Genomic DNA, 14145 nt, shown 5'->3' with positions numbered 1-14145 from the left:
GCGGCCGAGCGGGAGCAAGCTCCCTCGCCACAGGTTTTGCATCGACAACCCAGATACATCTCAGTACAAGTCAATCCACTCCAGTCCCTGTAAACTGCCCCATCTTTGGTTAATGCACAGAGGGAACTCGCATGTCCGGTTCGATCCTGTATATCCATGGTTTCAACAGCGCGCCCGCGTCGAAAAAGGCCTGTCAGTTGATCAGCGTGATGGATCGCCTGGGCTTGACTGAGCAACTGCAGGTGCCGGCCTTGCATCACCACCCGCGAGAAGCGATCGGCCAGCTGGAACAGGCAATCGCCGAGCTTGGTCGGCCACTGCTGGTCGGCAGCTCCCTCGGCGGCTACTATGCCACTCACCTTGCCGAGCGCCATGGCCTCAAAGCCTTGTTGATCAACCCCGCCGTCAGTCCCCATCGGATGTTCGACGGGTTCCTGGGCAGCCAGAAGAACCTCTATACCGATGAGATCTGGGAGTTGACCCACGACCACGTGACGGCCCTGACCGAACTGGAAGTGCCGGCTCCCCTGGATCCACAGCGGTTCCAGGTCTGGTTGCAGACAGGTGACGAGACCCTGGACTATCGTCTTGCCCAGCAGTATTACCGAGCTTGTGCCTTGCGCATCCAGGCCGGCGGCGACCATGGGTTTCAGGGTTTTGCCGAGCAGCTACCGGCGCTGTTGAGTTTTGCCGGCATCGGCGCAGATCAGTACCAGGCGATCGATTTCACCGCACTGTGAAATCCCTGGCCTCTATTTTCATTGAATGACTAACGACGAGACCCCATGGCCACTCCCAGCGCTAGCTCTTATAACGCAGACGCCATCGAAGTCCTCTCGGGCCTCGACCCGGTGCGCAAACGCCCGGGCATGTACACCGACACCAGTCGGCCGAACCACCTCGCCCAGGAAGTCATCGACAACAGCGTCGACGAAGCCTTGGCCGGGCACGCGAAATCGGTGCAGGTCATTCTCCATGCCGACCACTCCCTGGAAGTCAGCGATGACGGCCGTGGCATGCCGGTGGACATTCACCCGGAAGAGGGTGTGTCGGGTGTCGAACTGATCCTCACCAAGCTTCACGCTGGCGGCAAGTTTTCCAACAAGAACTACCAGTTTTCCGGCGGTCTGCACGGGGTAGGTATTTCCGTGGTCAACGCCTTGTCGACTCAGGTGCGGGTGCGCGTCAAGCGCGACGGCAACGAGTACCAGATGACCTTCGCTGATGGTTACAAAGCCAGCGATCTGGAAGTGGTCGGCACTGTTGGCAAGCGCAATACCGGTACCAGTGTCTACTTTGTGCCGGACCCCAAGTACTTCGATTCACCAAAATTCTCCGTCAGCCGCCTCAAGCATGTGCTCAAGGCCAAGGCTGTACTGTGCCCGGGCCTGTTGGTCAGTTTTGAAGACAAGGCCACCGGCGAGAAAGTCGAGTGGCATTACGAAGACGGGCTGCGTTCCTACCTGGTGGATGCGGTCGCCGAGTTCGAGCGGCTGCCGGACGAGCCGTTCTGCGGCAGCCTGGCCGGTAACAAGGAAGCGGTGGACTGGGCCTTGCTGTGGTTGCCTGAAGGCGGCGACAGCGTCCAGGAAAGCTACGTCAACCTGATTCCGACTGCCCAGGGCGGTACCCACGTCAACGGCCTGCGTCAGGGTTTGCTCGACGCCATGCGCGAGTTCTGCGAATTCCGCAGCCTGCTGCCGCGGGGCGTCAAATTGGCGCCGGAAGATGTTTGGGAGCGGATCGCATTCGTCCTGTCGATGAAAATGCAGGAGCCGCAGTTCTCCGGCCAGACCAAAGAGCGGCTGTCTTCTCGCGAGGCAGCGGCGTTTGTCTCCGGTGTGGTCAAGGATGCCTTCAGCCTGTGGCTCAACGCGCACCCTGAGCTGGGCATGCAACTGGCCGAACTGGCGATCAACAACGCCGGCCGTCGTCTGAAGGCCAGCAAGAAGGTCGAGCGCAAGCGCATTACGGCAGGTCCGGCGTTGCCGGGCAAACTCGCCGACTGCGCCGGGCAGGACCCGATGCGTTCCGAGCTGTTCCTGGTGGAAGGTGATTCCGCCGGCGGTTCGGCCAAGCAGGCGCGGGACAAAGAGTTTCAAGCGATCCTGCCGCTGCGCGGCAAGATTCTGAACACCTGGGAAGTCGACGGCAGCGAAGTGCTGGCCAGCCAGGAAGTGCACAACATCGCCGTGGCCATCGGTGTCGATCCGGGCTCGGCGGACATCGCCCAGCTGCGTTACGGCAAGATCTGCATCCTCGCCGACGCCGACTCCGACGGTCTGCACATCGCGACCTTGCTTTGCGCGTTGTTCGTCCAGCATTTCCGCCCATTGGTGGACGCCGGTCACGTCTACGTGGCTATGCCGCCGCTGTACCGGATCGATCTGGGCAAAGAAATTTTCTACGCCCTGGACGAAGCCGAGCGCGATGGCATTCTCGATCGCCTGGTGGCCGAGAAGAAACGCGGCAAACCACAGGTCACCCGATTCAAGGGCCTGGGTGAAATGAACCCGCCGCAGTTGCGCGAAACCACCATGGACCCGAACACCCGGCGTCTGGTGCAGCTGACCCTGGATGATTACGACGCTACCGCGGAAATGATGGACATGCTGCTGGCGAAAAAACGCGCCGGTGATCGCAAATCCTGGCTGGAGTCCAAAGGCAACCTGGCCGAGGTTCTGGCCTGATGCGGAGCGGTTTCGCCCTGGCATTGGTGTTGTGGGTGACTTCGGTAGCGGCAGCGCCGTTGCCCGAGCTGGCGTTGCTTGCCGAGCATCCGGTGCAAGGCATGCGCGGCGGCAACCTTTCGGGGTTGGCGCTGTGCGCAAGCGAACTGTGGACGGTGTCCGATCGAGATGACGATCAGATCTATCGGCTCGACACCCGCGAGACGGTCTGGCAGGCACAGACCGTGCATGTCGACGTACCGCCCGTGCCGGACAGTGGCCTGCCGTGGAGGCTGGATATGCTCACCTGGGCGATCGGCCCTTTGCGTGGCGGCGATCTGGATTTCGAAGGCATTACCTGCGACTCGGCAGGCAATCGGTACGTAGTCAGCGAAGCCCATGCGGCGGTTCTGCAAGTGCCGTCGACGGGCGCTCCCGAGTGGTTGAACATCTCGCCGTTGCTGGTCAGTCAGGCGCGGGCCAGTGGCATGTTGCTGCACTTCAACGCGGTGTTCGAAGGACTTGCCATCAACCCTGCTGGCGACCAGCTATGGCTGGCAGCAGAACGCAGGCATCGCGGTTTGCTCACCGTACACAAGCAGCAGACCGAGTGGGATTGCGCCAACAATTGTGTGCTGATGGGCGAAGGCGGACTTGAACGGCCACCGGCCCAGGTCCGGACGACTCGCGGCCAACAGAAGGATTTCAGCGACCTGGTGTTCTATCAGGGCAAACTGTTCACCCTGGAGCGCATGGCTTACCGTGTTTGCCGCCGCACCCCGGAAACCGGGGAGGTTGAGCGCTGTTGGTCGTTTGCCGATGCGGCCTTGACCGACAACCGGCGTTACAACACCCGATACGGTACAACGGAAGCCTTGGCCATCGATGATGGCGGCGCATGGATCGGTGTCGATAACGGCAGTCATACCCGTGCCGATGGCGAGAAACGGCCGATTGTCTGGCGCTTCGCTGTACCGCAAGGTGGCTGGAGTGCCAAGTCATGAGTCAGCAACCGCCGGGCAAGCGTGCCGGCCGGGTACTGCTGGTGCTGGCCTGGGGCGCCGGACTGTTTCTGGCGACACGGTTTTTCGGCCAGTGGGAACAGCGTCAGGAAAACCCCAACGCTGTCGTCAGCTCGCAACAGCGCGAGGGTTATATCGAAGTGAAACTGGTCGGCAACGGCCAGGGGCATTTCGTCGCCAGCGGCCAGATCAACGGCCAGCCGGTGGATTTCATGCTGGATACCGGGGCGACCGATGTGTCGATTCCGGCCAGGCTGGCCGAGCGTCTTGGCCTGGAAAAAGGTGCCCCGGTGATCCTGAGCACCGCCAATGGCCGCAGCGAGGGTTATCGAACCCGGCTCGACCGCCTGCAGTTGGGCGATATCGTCTTGCGCAATGTCCGTGCGCTGGTGGCGCCAGGGCTGGGCGGCGAACAAGTGCTGCTGGGCATGAGCGCCTTGAAAAAACTTGAATTTACCCAGCGTGGTGGCACCTTGCTGCTGCGCCAGACAACGAATAAATGAGGCCCGCATGAGTGACATCCTTGCAGACAGCTTAGATGGCGTTGAGCGCCGATCGCTGGCTGACTTCACCGAAAATGCCTACCTCAACTACTCCATGTACGTGATCATGGACCGTGCCTTGCCGCATATCGGCGACGGCCTGAAACCGGTCCAGCGGCGCATCATCTACGCCATGAGTGAGCTGGGGCTGGACGCTGACTCCAAGCACAAGAAATCCGCGCGGACCGTCGGTGACGTGCTCGGTAAATTCCACCCCCACGGCGACTCGGCCTGTTACGAAGCCATGGTGCTGATGGCCCAGCCGTTCAGCTATCGCTACACGCTGGTGGACGGTCAGGGTAACTGGGGTGCGCCGGATGATCCCAAATCCTTCGCCGCCATGCGTTACACCGAGGCGCGGCTGTCGCGTTACTCCGAAGTACTGCTCAGTGAACTGGGGCAGGGCACCGCGGACTGGGGCCCGAACTTCGACGGTACTCTCGACGAACCGCTGGTGTTGCCCGCGCGTTTGCCGAATATCCTGCTCAACGGCACTACCGGTATTGCCGTGGGCATGGCTACCGACGTGCCGCCGCACAACCTGCGTGAAGTCGCCACGGCCTGCGTTCGCTTGCTGGATGAGCCAAAAGCCACGGTCGAGCAGCTCTGCGAACACATTCAGGGCCCGGATTATCCGACCGAAGCGGAAATCATTACGCCACGCGCCGACCTGCTGAAAATCTACGAAACCGGACGTGGTTCGGTACGTATGCGTGCGGTGTATCGCATCGAAGATGGCGATATCGTCGTCACCGCGTTGCCCCATCAGGTATCCGGCGCCAAGGTGCTGGAGCAGATCGCCGCGCAGATGCAGGCCAAGAAACTGCCGATGGTTGCCGATTTGCGTGATGAATCGGACCACGAACACCCATGCCGTATTGTGATCATCCCGCGCTCCAACCGGATCGATCTCGATGAGCTGATGCAACATCTGTTCGCGACCACCGAGCTGGAATCGAGCTATCGGGTCAACGTCAATATCATCGGCCTGGACGGCAAGCCGCAGCTGAAAAATCTGCGCACGCTGTTGGTGGAGTGGCTGGAGTTCCGCGTCAACACGGTACGCCGCCGCTTGCAGTTCCGCCTGGACAAGGTCGAGCGTCGCTTGCACCTGTTGGACGGTTTGCTGATTGCTTACCTCAATCTGGATGAAGTGATCCACATCATCCGTACCGAGGAACATCCAAAGGCCAAGTTGATCGAGCGCTTTGCCCTGAGCGAAATCCAGGCCGACTACATTCTCGACACCCGCTTGCGGCAGTTGGCGCGTCTGGAAGAAATGAAGTTGCGTGCCGAGCAGGATGAACTGCTCAAGGAACAGGCCAAGCTGCTGTCATTGCTCGGCAGCGAAACCAAGTTGAAAAAGCTGGTGCGCACTGAGTTGCTCAAAGATGCCGAAACCTATGGTGACGACCGTCGGTCGCCAATTGTTTCCCGTGCCGAAGCCAAGGCATTGTCGGAAAACGAGTTGATGCCGACCGAGCCTGTGACCATCGTCCTGTCGGAAAAAGGTTGGGTCCGCTGCGCCAAAGGTCATGATATCGATGCTACCGGACTCTCCTATAAAGCCGGAGACGGCTTCAAGACCTCGGCTGCCGGGCGTTCCAACCAATTCGCGGTATTTATTGACTCTACCGGGCGCAGCTATTCAGTCCCGGCGCACACCTTGCCATCGGCGCGGGGCCAGGGCGAACCGCTGACCGGTCGCTTGACGCCGCCGCCGGGGGCCAGCTTCGAATGTGTGCTGCTGCCGGAGGACGATGCGCTGTACGTTATCGCATCCGACGCCGGCTACGGTTTTGTAGTCAAGGGTGAAGACCTGCAAGCCAAGAACAAGGCAGGCAAGGCGCTGCTGAGCTTGCCGAACAACGCCAAAGTGATCCTGCCGCGTCCGGTCAGCGATCGCGAACAGAACTGGTTGGCCTCGGTGACGACGGAAGGTCGCCTGTTGATCTTCAAGATCAGCGATCTGCCGCAACTGGGCAAAGGCAAGGGCAACAAGATCATCGGAATCTCCGGCGAGCGGGTGGCCAGTCGTGAGGAGTACGTCACCGACATCGCGGTGCTGCCGGAGGGTGCAACGCTGGTGTTACAGGCCGGAAAGCGTACCTTGTCATTGAAGGCCGACGACCTTGAACACTACAAAGGTGAGCGTGGACGCCGTGGCAATAAGCTGCCAAGGGGCTTTCAACGGGTAGATGCACTATTGGTAGAAACTCCGAATTAAGCGGTCTAGAGCGCCCGATCTACGATTTAACCCGTAGATCGACGCATTCGGGCTGGAGTCGCGGCGCATATTCACGGATGATATAGCCTTTCAAGCGCCGGCGTGGCTGAGCGTTTTTTATAATTATTAAATATTTACACTGTGGATTCGCCTTGTGGCAGCCACCTGGACGGGATGATGATTGCGCTACGCCTTCCTTTTATTTTGATGCTCGCTGGCGTATTTGGCCTGGCGGGTTGCAGTACACACCAACCGGTGTCGCTCTATCAGTTGGACAGCGGAAATCCGATTCAACCCGCACAAAGCGCGGGTATGGCGGTGTTGATCGGGCCGGTGCAGATAGCCGATTACCTGCAACGCGAAACCCTGCTGCAGCGCCAGCCTGACGGCAGTCTGCAAGCGGCGACCGACGGTCGTTGGGCAGGCAGCCTTACTTCGGACATCAATCAGCTGTTGGTGCGCCAGGTTGCCGGGCATCTGGATAGCCAGCGAGTGGTACTGGCACCCGCAACCCTCGGCTTCGCGCCTGATGTGCAGGTCCTGTTGTCGATCACACGTCTGGATTCGGGTGCCTCGCAACCGGCGGTTCTCGATGCTCAATGGCGCTTGATCGATCGCCGCGGCCAGGTCCGCGACAACCGCATCATTCATTTGCAGGAGCAGCATGCCGGCAGCACGGCCGCTCAGGTCCAGGCTCAGGGCGTATTGCTGCAACGCCTGGCGGAGCAACTGTCGGTGGCCCTCAAGCCACTGGCTAACCAGCCGCCTGTAGCTGAAACACCGCGCAAATCGGCACCGGTGGCGGCAAAACCCGCCGAAAAAGACAAACCGAAGATTCCGATGGCCTCGCCGATTCGTACGGATATGGAAGTGTTTCGGTTCTAAGTGATTTGCTAACCAGCAAAGCCCGCATTGATGCGGGCTTTGTTGTTTCTGAAGGTCGGAAATGTAGAGAGCCATGTGCCGCGGCCTCTCCTCAACAACAAAAAGCCCGCAGCGATTACTCGTCTACGGGCTTTGTTGTTTCGGCCTTTTGAGCAGGGGGGCAGAGCATAACTGAGCCCCAAAAGATCGCAGCCTGCGGCAGCTCCTACGCCCGGGTCTCGTGCATTCGTGCCAGTTGTCGTTCGAGCATTGATGGATAAGGCTCCATCAGGCGCTCGACGCAGCAGGCGCCTTCAGGGCTGGCAATCGGCCGGATACGCGCGCGCTGGCGGATCAGTGCATCATCGCTGATCTTGCGTTCCACCAGCAGCAGGTTACGGCTGTGCTGAGACAGGGCGAGGGCGTCCTGGGCGGTTTCGGTCAGCAGCAGATCAATCTGGCTCAGGCCGAAGAGTTCGTTGCCCAGCGTCAATCCAAGCTGCAGTTGCAAGGTAATGCCACTGTCCGCGACTTCGATTTGCAGGGCATGGCCCAGGGCCCTGAGCAGTTCGCCGCAGCAAATGGCGTTGGTCAGGTAATCATCGCCGCTGTCTTCGCTGTGGAACAGCATCAGCGTGCTGCCGTCATTCAGGGTGTGCAGTTCGCTCTGGTAGAGAGAAGCGGCCTGATCAAGGCAGTCGCGATAGCGTTCCAGCAATTCCGTCAGACGTGCGCGGGGCAGGCGCCGCAGTTGGTCCTGAGCTCCAAGTTGTACGGCCAGGACCGCACTGTGCTGTGGTTGCGACGAGGAAACCGGTTTTGCCAGCTTTTTAGGCGCTGTCGCGACTGTTTGATCGCGCAGTTCGGCGAACGGGTCTTCTTCGTCCAGTTCGTCCTCTTGCGCGCTGACAGTATGGCGCAGCACCGGCTTGAGCCCGGCGATCGGTGCGGTTTCGTCGAAACTCGGATCGCGCAGGTTGCGTACCTCAAAAACCGGTTCCGCGTCCTCGATGTCGTCGTCATCATAGTCGGCTTCAGGATCGGGTTCGGGCTCAACCTTCTCAGGTGCGAAACTGGTGTGCAGCTGACGGGCCAGATCACCGATCTCATCCTGACGCTCAGTGGCCGGGGTATGTTCGTCGATATTGCGCAACCAGACGCGCAATTGCATCAGTGGCGTGGAGATATGCCGACCCAGGCGTAGACTCAAGGCCAGCGAGAGTGCCAGCAGAATCGCGCTGAGGATGCCCATGCTTTGCAGGCTGATGGTCATCGGCTGCTGGAACTGCTCCATGTCGAGGCTGATCCGCAGGTGCCCGGCGGTCACATCCTGAAAAGTGATCCTGGACTGATACAGGCCTTCGGCTTCTCCCAGCAGGCCGTGTTTCGGGCGCTGGCCGGCTTCGGCGAGAATCCGGTTGTCGACGCTGTAAATCGCAGCGTGGGCCACTAGCGGGTTCTTGGTCAGGTTGTTGAGCAGCACGTTGAGGCTGAGGATGTCGTTGGACACCAGCAGCTCGGTCGCTGAAGTAGCGGTCTGGATGGTCAGGCTCTGGCCGAGGGCATCTGCCTGCTCGTGCATCGCCTGTTTGAACTGCAGACCCATCACGCAGGCATAGATCACCAGGGCCAGGGCGACCAGGATCACGTTATGGCTGGCAATGCGCAATGCGATCGGTACACGGCGATGACGCAGTGCCCGGAAGATCAGCAGAAAGAAGTTATCGGTTTTAACTGGCGTAGGCCGGTTCACTGAGCTCGGCTCTTTTGTCCGTGAAGTTGACGCGCAGTATAGCGACAGGCCCTAGACCGGCAAAGCGCTGGCTGTGCCCGATGGTCACTGAATGTGGGTAGAATGCGGTTTTTTTCCACTTGCGGGGGTGCGCCTTGCGCGAAATCGTCTTGATAAACATCACGGGTGTCGACCGTCCGGGTCTGACTGCCGCCATTACCGGCGTTTTGGCCCAGGGTGGCGTGAACATTCTCGACATCGGTCAGGCGGTGATCCACGACACCCTGTCGTTTGGCATCCTGGTTGAGATTCCGAGTACCGGGCAAGCCTCGTCGGTGCTCAAGGATATTCTGTTCACTGCTTATAAGCTGGATCAACAGGTACGCTTCACTCCGGTGTCGGAAGAGGATTATCAGCTGTGGGTCGGCGGCCAGGGCAAGAAACGCCACATCGTTACCCTGTTGACGCGCAAAGTGACCGCTGAGCAATTGCAGCGAGTCAGTTCGATTACCGCCAAGTACGGTTTGAACATCGATCATATCGATCGACTGTCCGGACGTATGCCACTGGACACCCCGGCGGACCAGGGCAAAGGCTGCATCGAGTTTTCCGTGCGCGGCGAAGCGGCCGACCCGCAAGCCTTGCGTGCCGAGTTCCTCAGCGTGGCCCAGGAATTGAACGTCGATATCGCCTTCCAGGAAGACTCGCTGTTCCGGCGCAACCGTCGCCTGGCGGTGTTCGACATGGACTCGACACTGATCGAAGCGGAAGTTATCGACGAATTGGCCAAGGCGGCCGGGGTCGGTGAGCGGGTAGCCGAGATTACTGAGCGTGCAATGGCCGGTGAGCTGGATTTCCGCGCCAGCTTCAAGGAACGCCTGGCTTTGCTCAAGGGCTTGGACGTCAGCGTACTGGACTCGATCGGCGCCTCCCTGCGGCTGACCGAAGGTGCCGAGACGCTATTTGCCGAGCTCAAGCGCCTGGGGTACAAAACCGCGATTCTGTCCGGTGGTTTCAGCTACTTCGCCAAACAGCTGCAGGCCAAGCTCGGCATAGACTACGTGTTTGCCAATGAGCTGGAAGTAGTGGATGGCAAGGTCACGGGAGTGGCGGTCGAGCCGATCGTCGATGCACAGCGCAAGGCCGATCTGCTGCGCGAACTGGCCCATAAGGAAGGCTTGCGCCTGGAGCAGACCATTGCAGTGGGCGACGGTGCCAACGATTTGCCGATGCTGGCGATTGCCGGTCTTGGTGTCGCGTTCCGCGCCAAGCCGCTGGTCAAACAGTCGGCCAAGCAGGCCATATCGACCCTGGGGCTGGATGGCGTGCTGTATCTGCTGGGATTCAGGGATCGCGACGGGCAGCTCTGAAAGGGGTGAATGACCTTGTGTGGCCCCTGTAGGAGCGAGCAAGCTCGCTCCTACAGAGTTGCATTGGGGTTTGCCCCTCACCCACAGTTACAACGACTTCCACAACGAAGCAAATTCCTCTTCGGCGCTGTGCACGCCGCCGCTCGCGGCGCTGTCAGTTTTGGGCTGTTCCAGCGATTGGTACTCGAACCGGTTGAAACTGCCGGTGCTGTTCATTCGTTTGTTCAGGCCGGCGCGGTGTTCTTCGCCATTGGTATTGATCATCACCTTGTTGCCTTCCTGGAATGGCAGGCCTGGGGCGAGCAAGGTCGCGGGCAAGTCGATGGCGCTGATTTCCGGCAGCAACAGTGCCCTCAGGTACTGGCTGTTACCTTCGCTGGTGCGGATCAATTGCAAGCCGCAGGGTTGAGCGTAGGGCGCGACCAGTTCAATGCCCATCTGTGTGCCCCCGTTGCGCACCTGGCGAACCCAGCGTACCACCGCGACGCTCCAGCCTTGCGCACTCAAGTCCTGAATGCCGACCATCTCTCCTGCCTGTAATTCTCCGGGCACCTCTTTTGGCCATGCCAGGCAATAACCGCCAGGGCTATGGTTGATGATCGACAGCGCGTAGGTCGGGAAATGGTGATTGCTATCGGACTGCGGGGCACCGCCGTCGGCCTCTGTCCGCTGGTACTGGATCTCTTCATAGGGCAGCAGATTTTCTGCGTTGCCTTGGGGGTCGGCATCGAACGCATTGGCCCAGGGGTCCTGTTCGCGTTTTGCGCCCACGGATGCGCTGAACTGCGCGGTTTTGCTGACGGCTGGATGTTTGAGGATTTCACTGAACGAACGTTGCCCGCCCAGATAGAAGTGCAGCGCGCTCATGCCAATGCACAGGGTCAGGGAGCCTTGACCAGCACTGCGCTGGAACACACGTTCGGCGGCTTCGCCCCAGGCGGCGGAAAGGTGGCGCAATGTCTCAAGGCTGAGCCCGGCGGGTACGGGCAAAGGTGATTCGCGGCGTCGCTCAGCGGGAAGCTCCAGATAGTGCTTGATGGTATCGACCAGTGGCAGCGGGTTGATTCCCAGCAACAATCCTTGCTGCTCGGGGGCGAACGATGCTTTGTAGCGCGGGGGGGCGTCAAGGTTCGGGTCGATGGCAAACAGGCTGGAAGCTTGTGTCGTCGGCTGCAGCTTGACCCATTGACTCCAGGGCTCCAGCACTTCGGCCAGCCGGGCGATGTGATTCTGGCGCAGTTGATTGCAGCGTGAACAACCCATCAGCAAGGCGACCACATACGTCTGTTCGACGCTCAGATTCCGCGCCTGGCTGGCCAGCTCATCAGGGATGGCGCTGTGCTGCAAGTCATGCTGGCTGGCGATCTGGTAGAGCTGGTGCAGTTCCAGCCATAAACCTTCGGGCACTGGGCAATAGAGCTGGCTGGCGCGAATCAGCGAGCCATTGAGGCCATGCATCGCCCGTTGCACTGCAGTGCTCAGCAGCGGCCCGCGCTCCTTGCTGAAGCGCGGGGCGATGCGTATGACGATTTGTTTGTAGCCAATGGCAAGGTGGTTTTGCAGGGCCTGGCAGAGGTTGGCGATTTTGCGCTGACGTTCGTCGAGAACAATTGCCTGGCTGAGAAAATGCCGCTCCAGGTGTTTGCAGACGTAATGCACTTCGGGCCGCAGCAGTTCGAGCAGTTGCAGACGGTTATCGCTGGGTGTGAGCAGCTGGTTGAGTTCGGCGAGCCCCTTATAGAGCTGGCGCGCCGTTTCGCCGATGTTGGCCTTTGGCAGGCTGGCAATCCAGCGTTTCAGGTCGCGTGGGGTGGCTTCGCAGAACGACAGCCGTGATTGCGTGGGAATCGGGGCGCGTAACAGCAGCGAAGAGCTGGACTCATTCATGTCACTGACATACTCCGGCCGGTAAAACGGGCAGGGCCAATTATCGGTTCAGAAGTCGGGGCGACTTCCGACGCCCCGACTCTAACAGTAATGCCTGGCGGGTGCTTACGCCGAAGGCAAACCCATGCCTTGGCCCATTTGCACCGGCGAGCCGGCGGCCAACTCCTCAGCCCATTTAAGCTGATTCGGTCCGAACAGCACGACCGCGGTAGAACCGAGTTTGAAGCGTCCCAGTTCGGCCCCTTTCTCCAGATGGATCGGCGCACGTGCGGCTTCGTCGTAGCGCACGGTTTTCAGCTCGCGTTTGGGCGGAGTGACCAGCCCGGCCCAGACCGTTTCGATCGAGGCGACAATCATCGCGCCCACCAGCACCACGGCCATCGGCCCGCGCTCAGTGTCGAAAATGCAGGCTACACGCTCGTTGCGGGCGAACAGCTCCGGAACGTTTTCGGCGGTGGTCTGATTGACCGAGAAGATCCGCCCCGGGATGTAGACCATCTCGCGCAGGGTCCCGGCCAGCGGCATGTGTACGCGGTGGTAGTCCTTCGGCGACAGGTAAATGGTGGCGAAATCGCCGCCCATGAACGGCGCCGCGGCCGCGGCATCACCGCCGAGCAGCTCGAGTACGCTGAAACTGTGGCCCTTGGCCTGGAACACGCGGCCGTGTTCGATCGGGCCGAGCTGGCTGACCGCGCCATCGGCCGGGCTGAGGATCGCGCCCGGAGTCGGGTCCAGCGGCCGCGCACCGTCTTTCAAGGCGCGGGTGAAGAAGGCGTTGAAGTGCTCGTAAGCGGTCAGGTCTTCGACCAGGGCTTGCGACATGTCCACCTGATAACGCTTGGCGAACCAGGCGGTGAGGGCATTCTTGAACCAGCGCACGCGGCATTCGGCAATACAGCCGGCCAGGCGCGACAGCAGGTGATGGGGCAGCAGGTACTGGCTGAGGATAAACAAACGCTTTTTCATTAACTGTCCTTAAAAAACCTTAAATCTCTACAGGCGTGTCAGGGTGGTTGCCCCATTCGCCCCAGGAGCCGGCGTAGCCTTTGACTCGCGGATAACCGAGCGCCTTGGCCACCAGATAGGTGAAGCCAGAGCGATGGTGAGTCTGGCAGTGGGTGATGACTTCTTTGTCTTTAGTGATGCCGAGTTTATCGAGGATTTGCGGCATGTCGGTGCGGATGCGCAGGTTGCGCGCCCGATCCATGCCCGCCGTCCACTCGAAATTGACCGCGCCGGGGATATGCCCGCCCCTGGCTGCGAGGAGTTTCTCGCCGGAGTACTCCAGCGGCCCGCGCGCATCCCAGATCGCCAGGTCGGCGGCGCCCAGACGGCTTTGCAGGTATTCGCGGGTGGCGGTGGGTTCATCATGGAGAGTCAAGGCAACCGGGTCGCCGACCGCTGCCGGGATTTTGGTCGACACTGGCAAGGCGTCCGCCAGCCAGGCGTGCAGACCGCCGTCCAGATAGTGGTATCGGGAATGACCGATGACATCCAGCAACCAGATGAAACGCCCGGCCCAACCACCACCTTCGTCGTCATAGACCACATAGACAGCATCAGGGTTGTGCCCCAGTTCGCCGAACAGGGCTTCAAGTGCCGTATGGGTTGGCAGCAGGCCTGGCGCAGGTGGCAGACCAAGCTGAGTGCGCTTGGGGTCGACGAAACGTGCGCCGGGGATGTGTCCCTCGGCGTAGCGGGCATTGCTGGTCAGGTCGACCAGGATCAGTTCGCGGGCGTCGAGGCGGGCGAGCAGGTCGCCGGGCTCGATCACCAGCGCCAAGCCAGAGAAGTCAGACATGTGAGGTCTCCAGAGCACAAAGGGAAGGATT

11 protein-coding genes are annotated in these 14145 nt (G+C 60.4%); 7 read left to right on the top strand and 4 right to left on the bottom strand.

Annotation, left to right across the window (positions count from 1 at the left end; genetic code table 11):
- Positions 1-131: 131 nt before the first annotated feature.
- The 6 genes from ACA064_RS29470 (at position 132) to ACA064_RS29445 (ending at position 7345) form a co-directional block, all read left to right on the top strand.
- On the top strand, positions 132-740 hold the full coding sequence (locus ACA064_RS29470) for a YqiA/YcfP family alpha/beta fold hydrolase (RefSeq protein ID WP_497671237.1): 609 nt from the start codon (positions 132-134) through the stop codon (positions 738-740).
- 45 nt (positions 741-785) lie between these two features.
- Positions 786-2690, top strand: a complete 1905-nt coding sequence (gene parE / locus ACA064_RS29465) for a DNA topoisomerase IV subunit B (protein ID WP_497671236.1) — start codon at positions 786-788, stop codon at positions 2688-2690.
- Complete coding sequence (locus tag ACA064_RS29460; RefSeq protein WP_497671235.1) at positions 2690-3673, top strand: esterase-like activity of phytase family protein; 984 nt, start codon at positions 2690-2692, stop codon at positions 3671-3673. Before parE ends, ACA064_RS29460 begins: the two co-directional genes overlap by 1 nt.
- A complete protein-coding gene (locus ACA064_RS29455; protein ID WP_497671234.1) occupies positions 3670-4194 on the top strand; it encodes a retropepsin-like aspartic protease family protein in 525 nt (174 codons plus the stop codon). The genes ACA064_RS29460 and ACA064_RS29455 overlap by 4 nt, the downstream gene beginning before the upstream one ends.
- A gap of 7 nt (positions 4195-4201) precedes the next feature.
- Entirely contained in the window at positions 4202-6460 is a 2259-nt protein-coding gene (parC, locus tag ACA064_RS29450) for a DNA topoisomerase IV subunit A (RefSeq protein WP_150640460.1), read from the top strand.
- A 177-nt stretch (positions 6461-6637) separates the two neighbouring features.
- A complete protein-coding gene (locus ACA064_RS29445) occupies positions 6638-7345 on the top strand; it encodes a PqiC family protein (RefSeq protein ID WP_497674352.1) in 708 nt (235 codons plus the stop codon).
- 205 nt (positions 7346-7550) lie between these two features.
- Here the strand turns inward: ACA064_RS29445 and ACA064_RS29440 are convergent, their stop codons facing one another.
- Entirely contained in the window at positions 7551-9077 is a 1527-nt protein-coding gene (locus tag ACA064_RS29440) for an AhpA/YtjB family protein (RefSeq protein WP_497671233.1), read from the bottom strand.
- A 134-nt stretch (positions 9078-9211) separates the two neighbouring features.
- Between ACA064_RS29440 and serB the strand changes: the two genes are divergently transcribed.
- On the top strand, positions 9212-10426 hold the full coding sequence (gene serB, locus ACA064_RS29435; protein WP_497671232.1) for a phosphoserine phosphatase SerB: 1215 nt from the start codon (positions 9212-9214) through the stop codon (positions 10424-10426).
- An 87-nt stretch (positions 10427-10513) separates the two neighbouring features.
- On the opposite strand, the gene ACA064_RS29430 is transcribed toward serB, so the two are convergent.
- The 3 genes from ACA064_RS29430 to ACA064_RS29420 form a co-directional block, all read right to left on the bottom strand.
- The gene (locus tag ACA064_RS29430; protein ID WP_497671231.1) at positions 10514-12313 is read right to left on the bottom strand and encodes a cyclic-di-GMP receptor FimW-related protein; all 1800 of its coding nucleotides are present in this window, start codon (positions 12311-12313) and stop codon (positions 10514-10516) included.
- A 105-nt stretch (positions 12314-12418) separates the two neighbouring features.
- On the bottom strand, positions 12419-13279 hold the full coding sequence (gene asd / locus ACA064_RS29425; protein WP_497671230.1) for an archaetidylserine decarboxylase: 861 nt from the start codon (positions 13277-13279) through the stop codon (positions 12419-12421).
- Positions 13280-13298: 19 nt separating this feature from the next.
- Positions 13299-14114, bottom strand: coding sequence for a rhodanese-like domain-containing protein (locus ACA064_RS29420; protein ID WP_497671229.1), 816 nt, complete (start codon positions 14112-14114; stop codon positions 13299-13301).
- Between the last annotated feature and the right edge of the window lie 31 nt (positions 14115-14145).

Source organism: Pseudomonas sp. LBUM1658 (assembly GCF_059716055.1).
Note: the sequence above shows the minus strand (reverse complement) of the source record. Positions and strands in the feature narration are given on the sequence as shown.

Excerpts from the sequence above, each read along its gene's own strand:
- ACA064_RS29470 (WP_497671237.1), top strand. The coding sequence starts at position 132 with ATGTCCGGTTCGATCCTGTATATCCATGGTTTCAACAGCGCGCCCGCG.
- parE (WP_497671236.1), top strand. The coding sequence starts at position 786 with ATGGCCACTCCCAGCGCTAGCTCTTATAACGCAGACGCCATCGAAGTC.
- ACA064_RS29460 (WP_497671235.1), top strand. The coding sequence starts at position 2,690 with ATGCGGAGCGGTTTCGCCCTGGCATTGGTGTTGTGGGTGACTTCGGTA.
- ACA064_RS29455 (WP_497671234.1), top strand. The coding sequence starts at position 3,670 with ATGAGTCAGCAACCGCCGGGCAAGCGTGCCGGCCGGGTACTGCTGGTG.
- parC (WP_150640460.1), top strand. The coding sequence starts at position 4,202 with ATGAGTGACATCCTTGCAGACAGCTTAGATGGCGTTGAGCGCCGATCG.
- ACA064_RS29445 (WP_497674352.1), top strand. The coding sequence starts at position 6,638 with ATGATTGCGCTACGCCTTCCTTTTATTTTGATGCTCGCTGGCGTATTT.
- ACA064_RS29430 (WP_497671231.1), bottom strand. The coding sequence starts at position 12,313 with ATGAATGAGTCCAGCTCTTCGCTGCTGTTACGCGCCCCGATTCCCACG.
- asd (WP_497671230.1), bottom strand. The coding sequence starts at position 13,279 with ATGAAAAAGCGTTTGTTTATCCTCAGCCAGTACCTGCTGCCCCATCAC.
- ACA064_RS29420 (WP_497671229.1), bottom strand. The coding sequence starts at position 14,114 with ATGTCTGACTTCTCTGGCTTGGCGCTGGTGATCGAGCCCGGCGACCTG.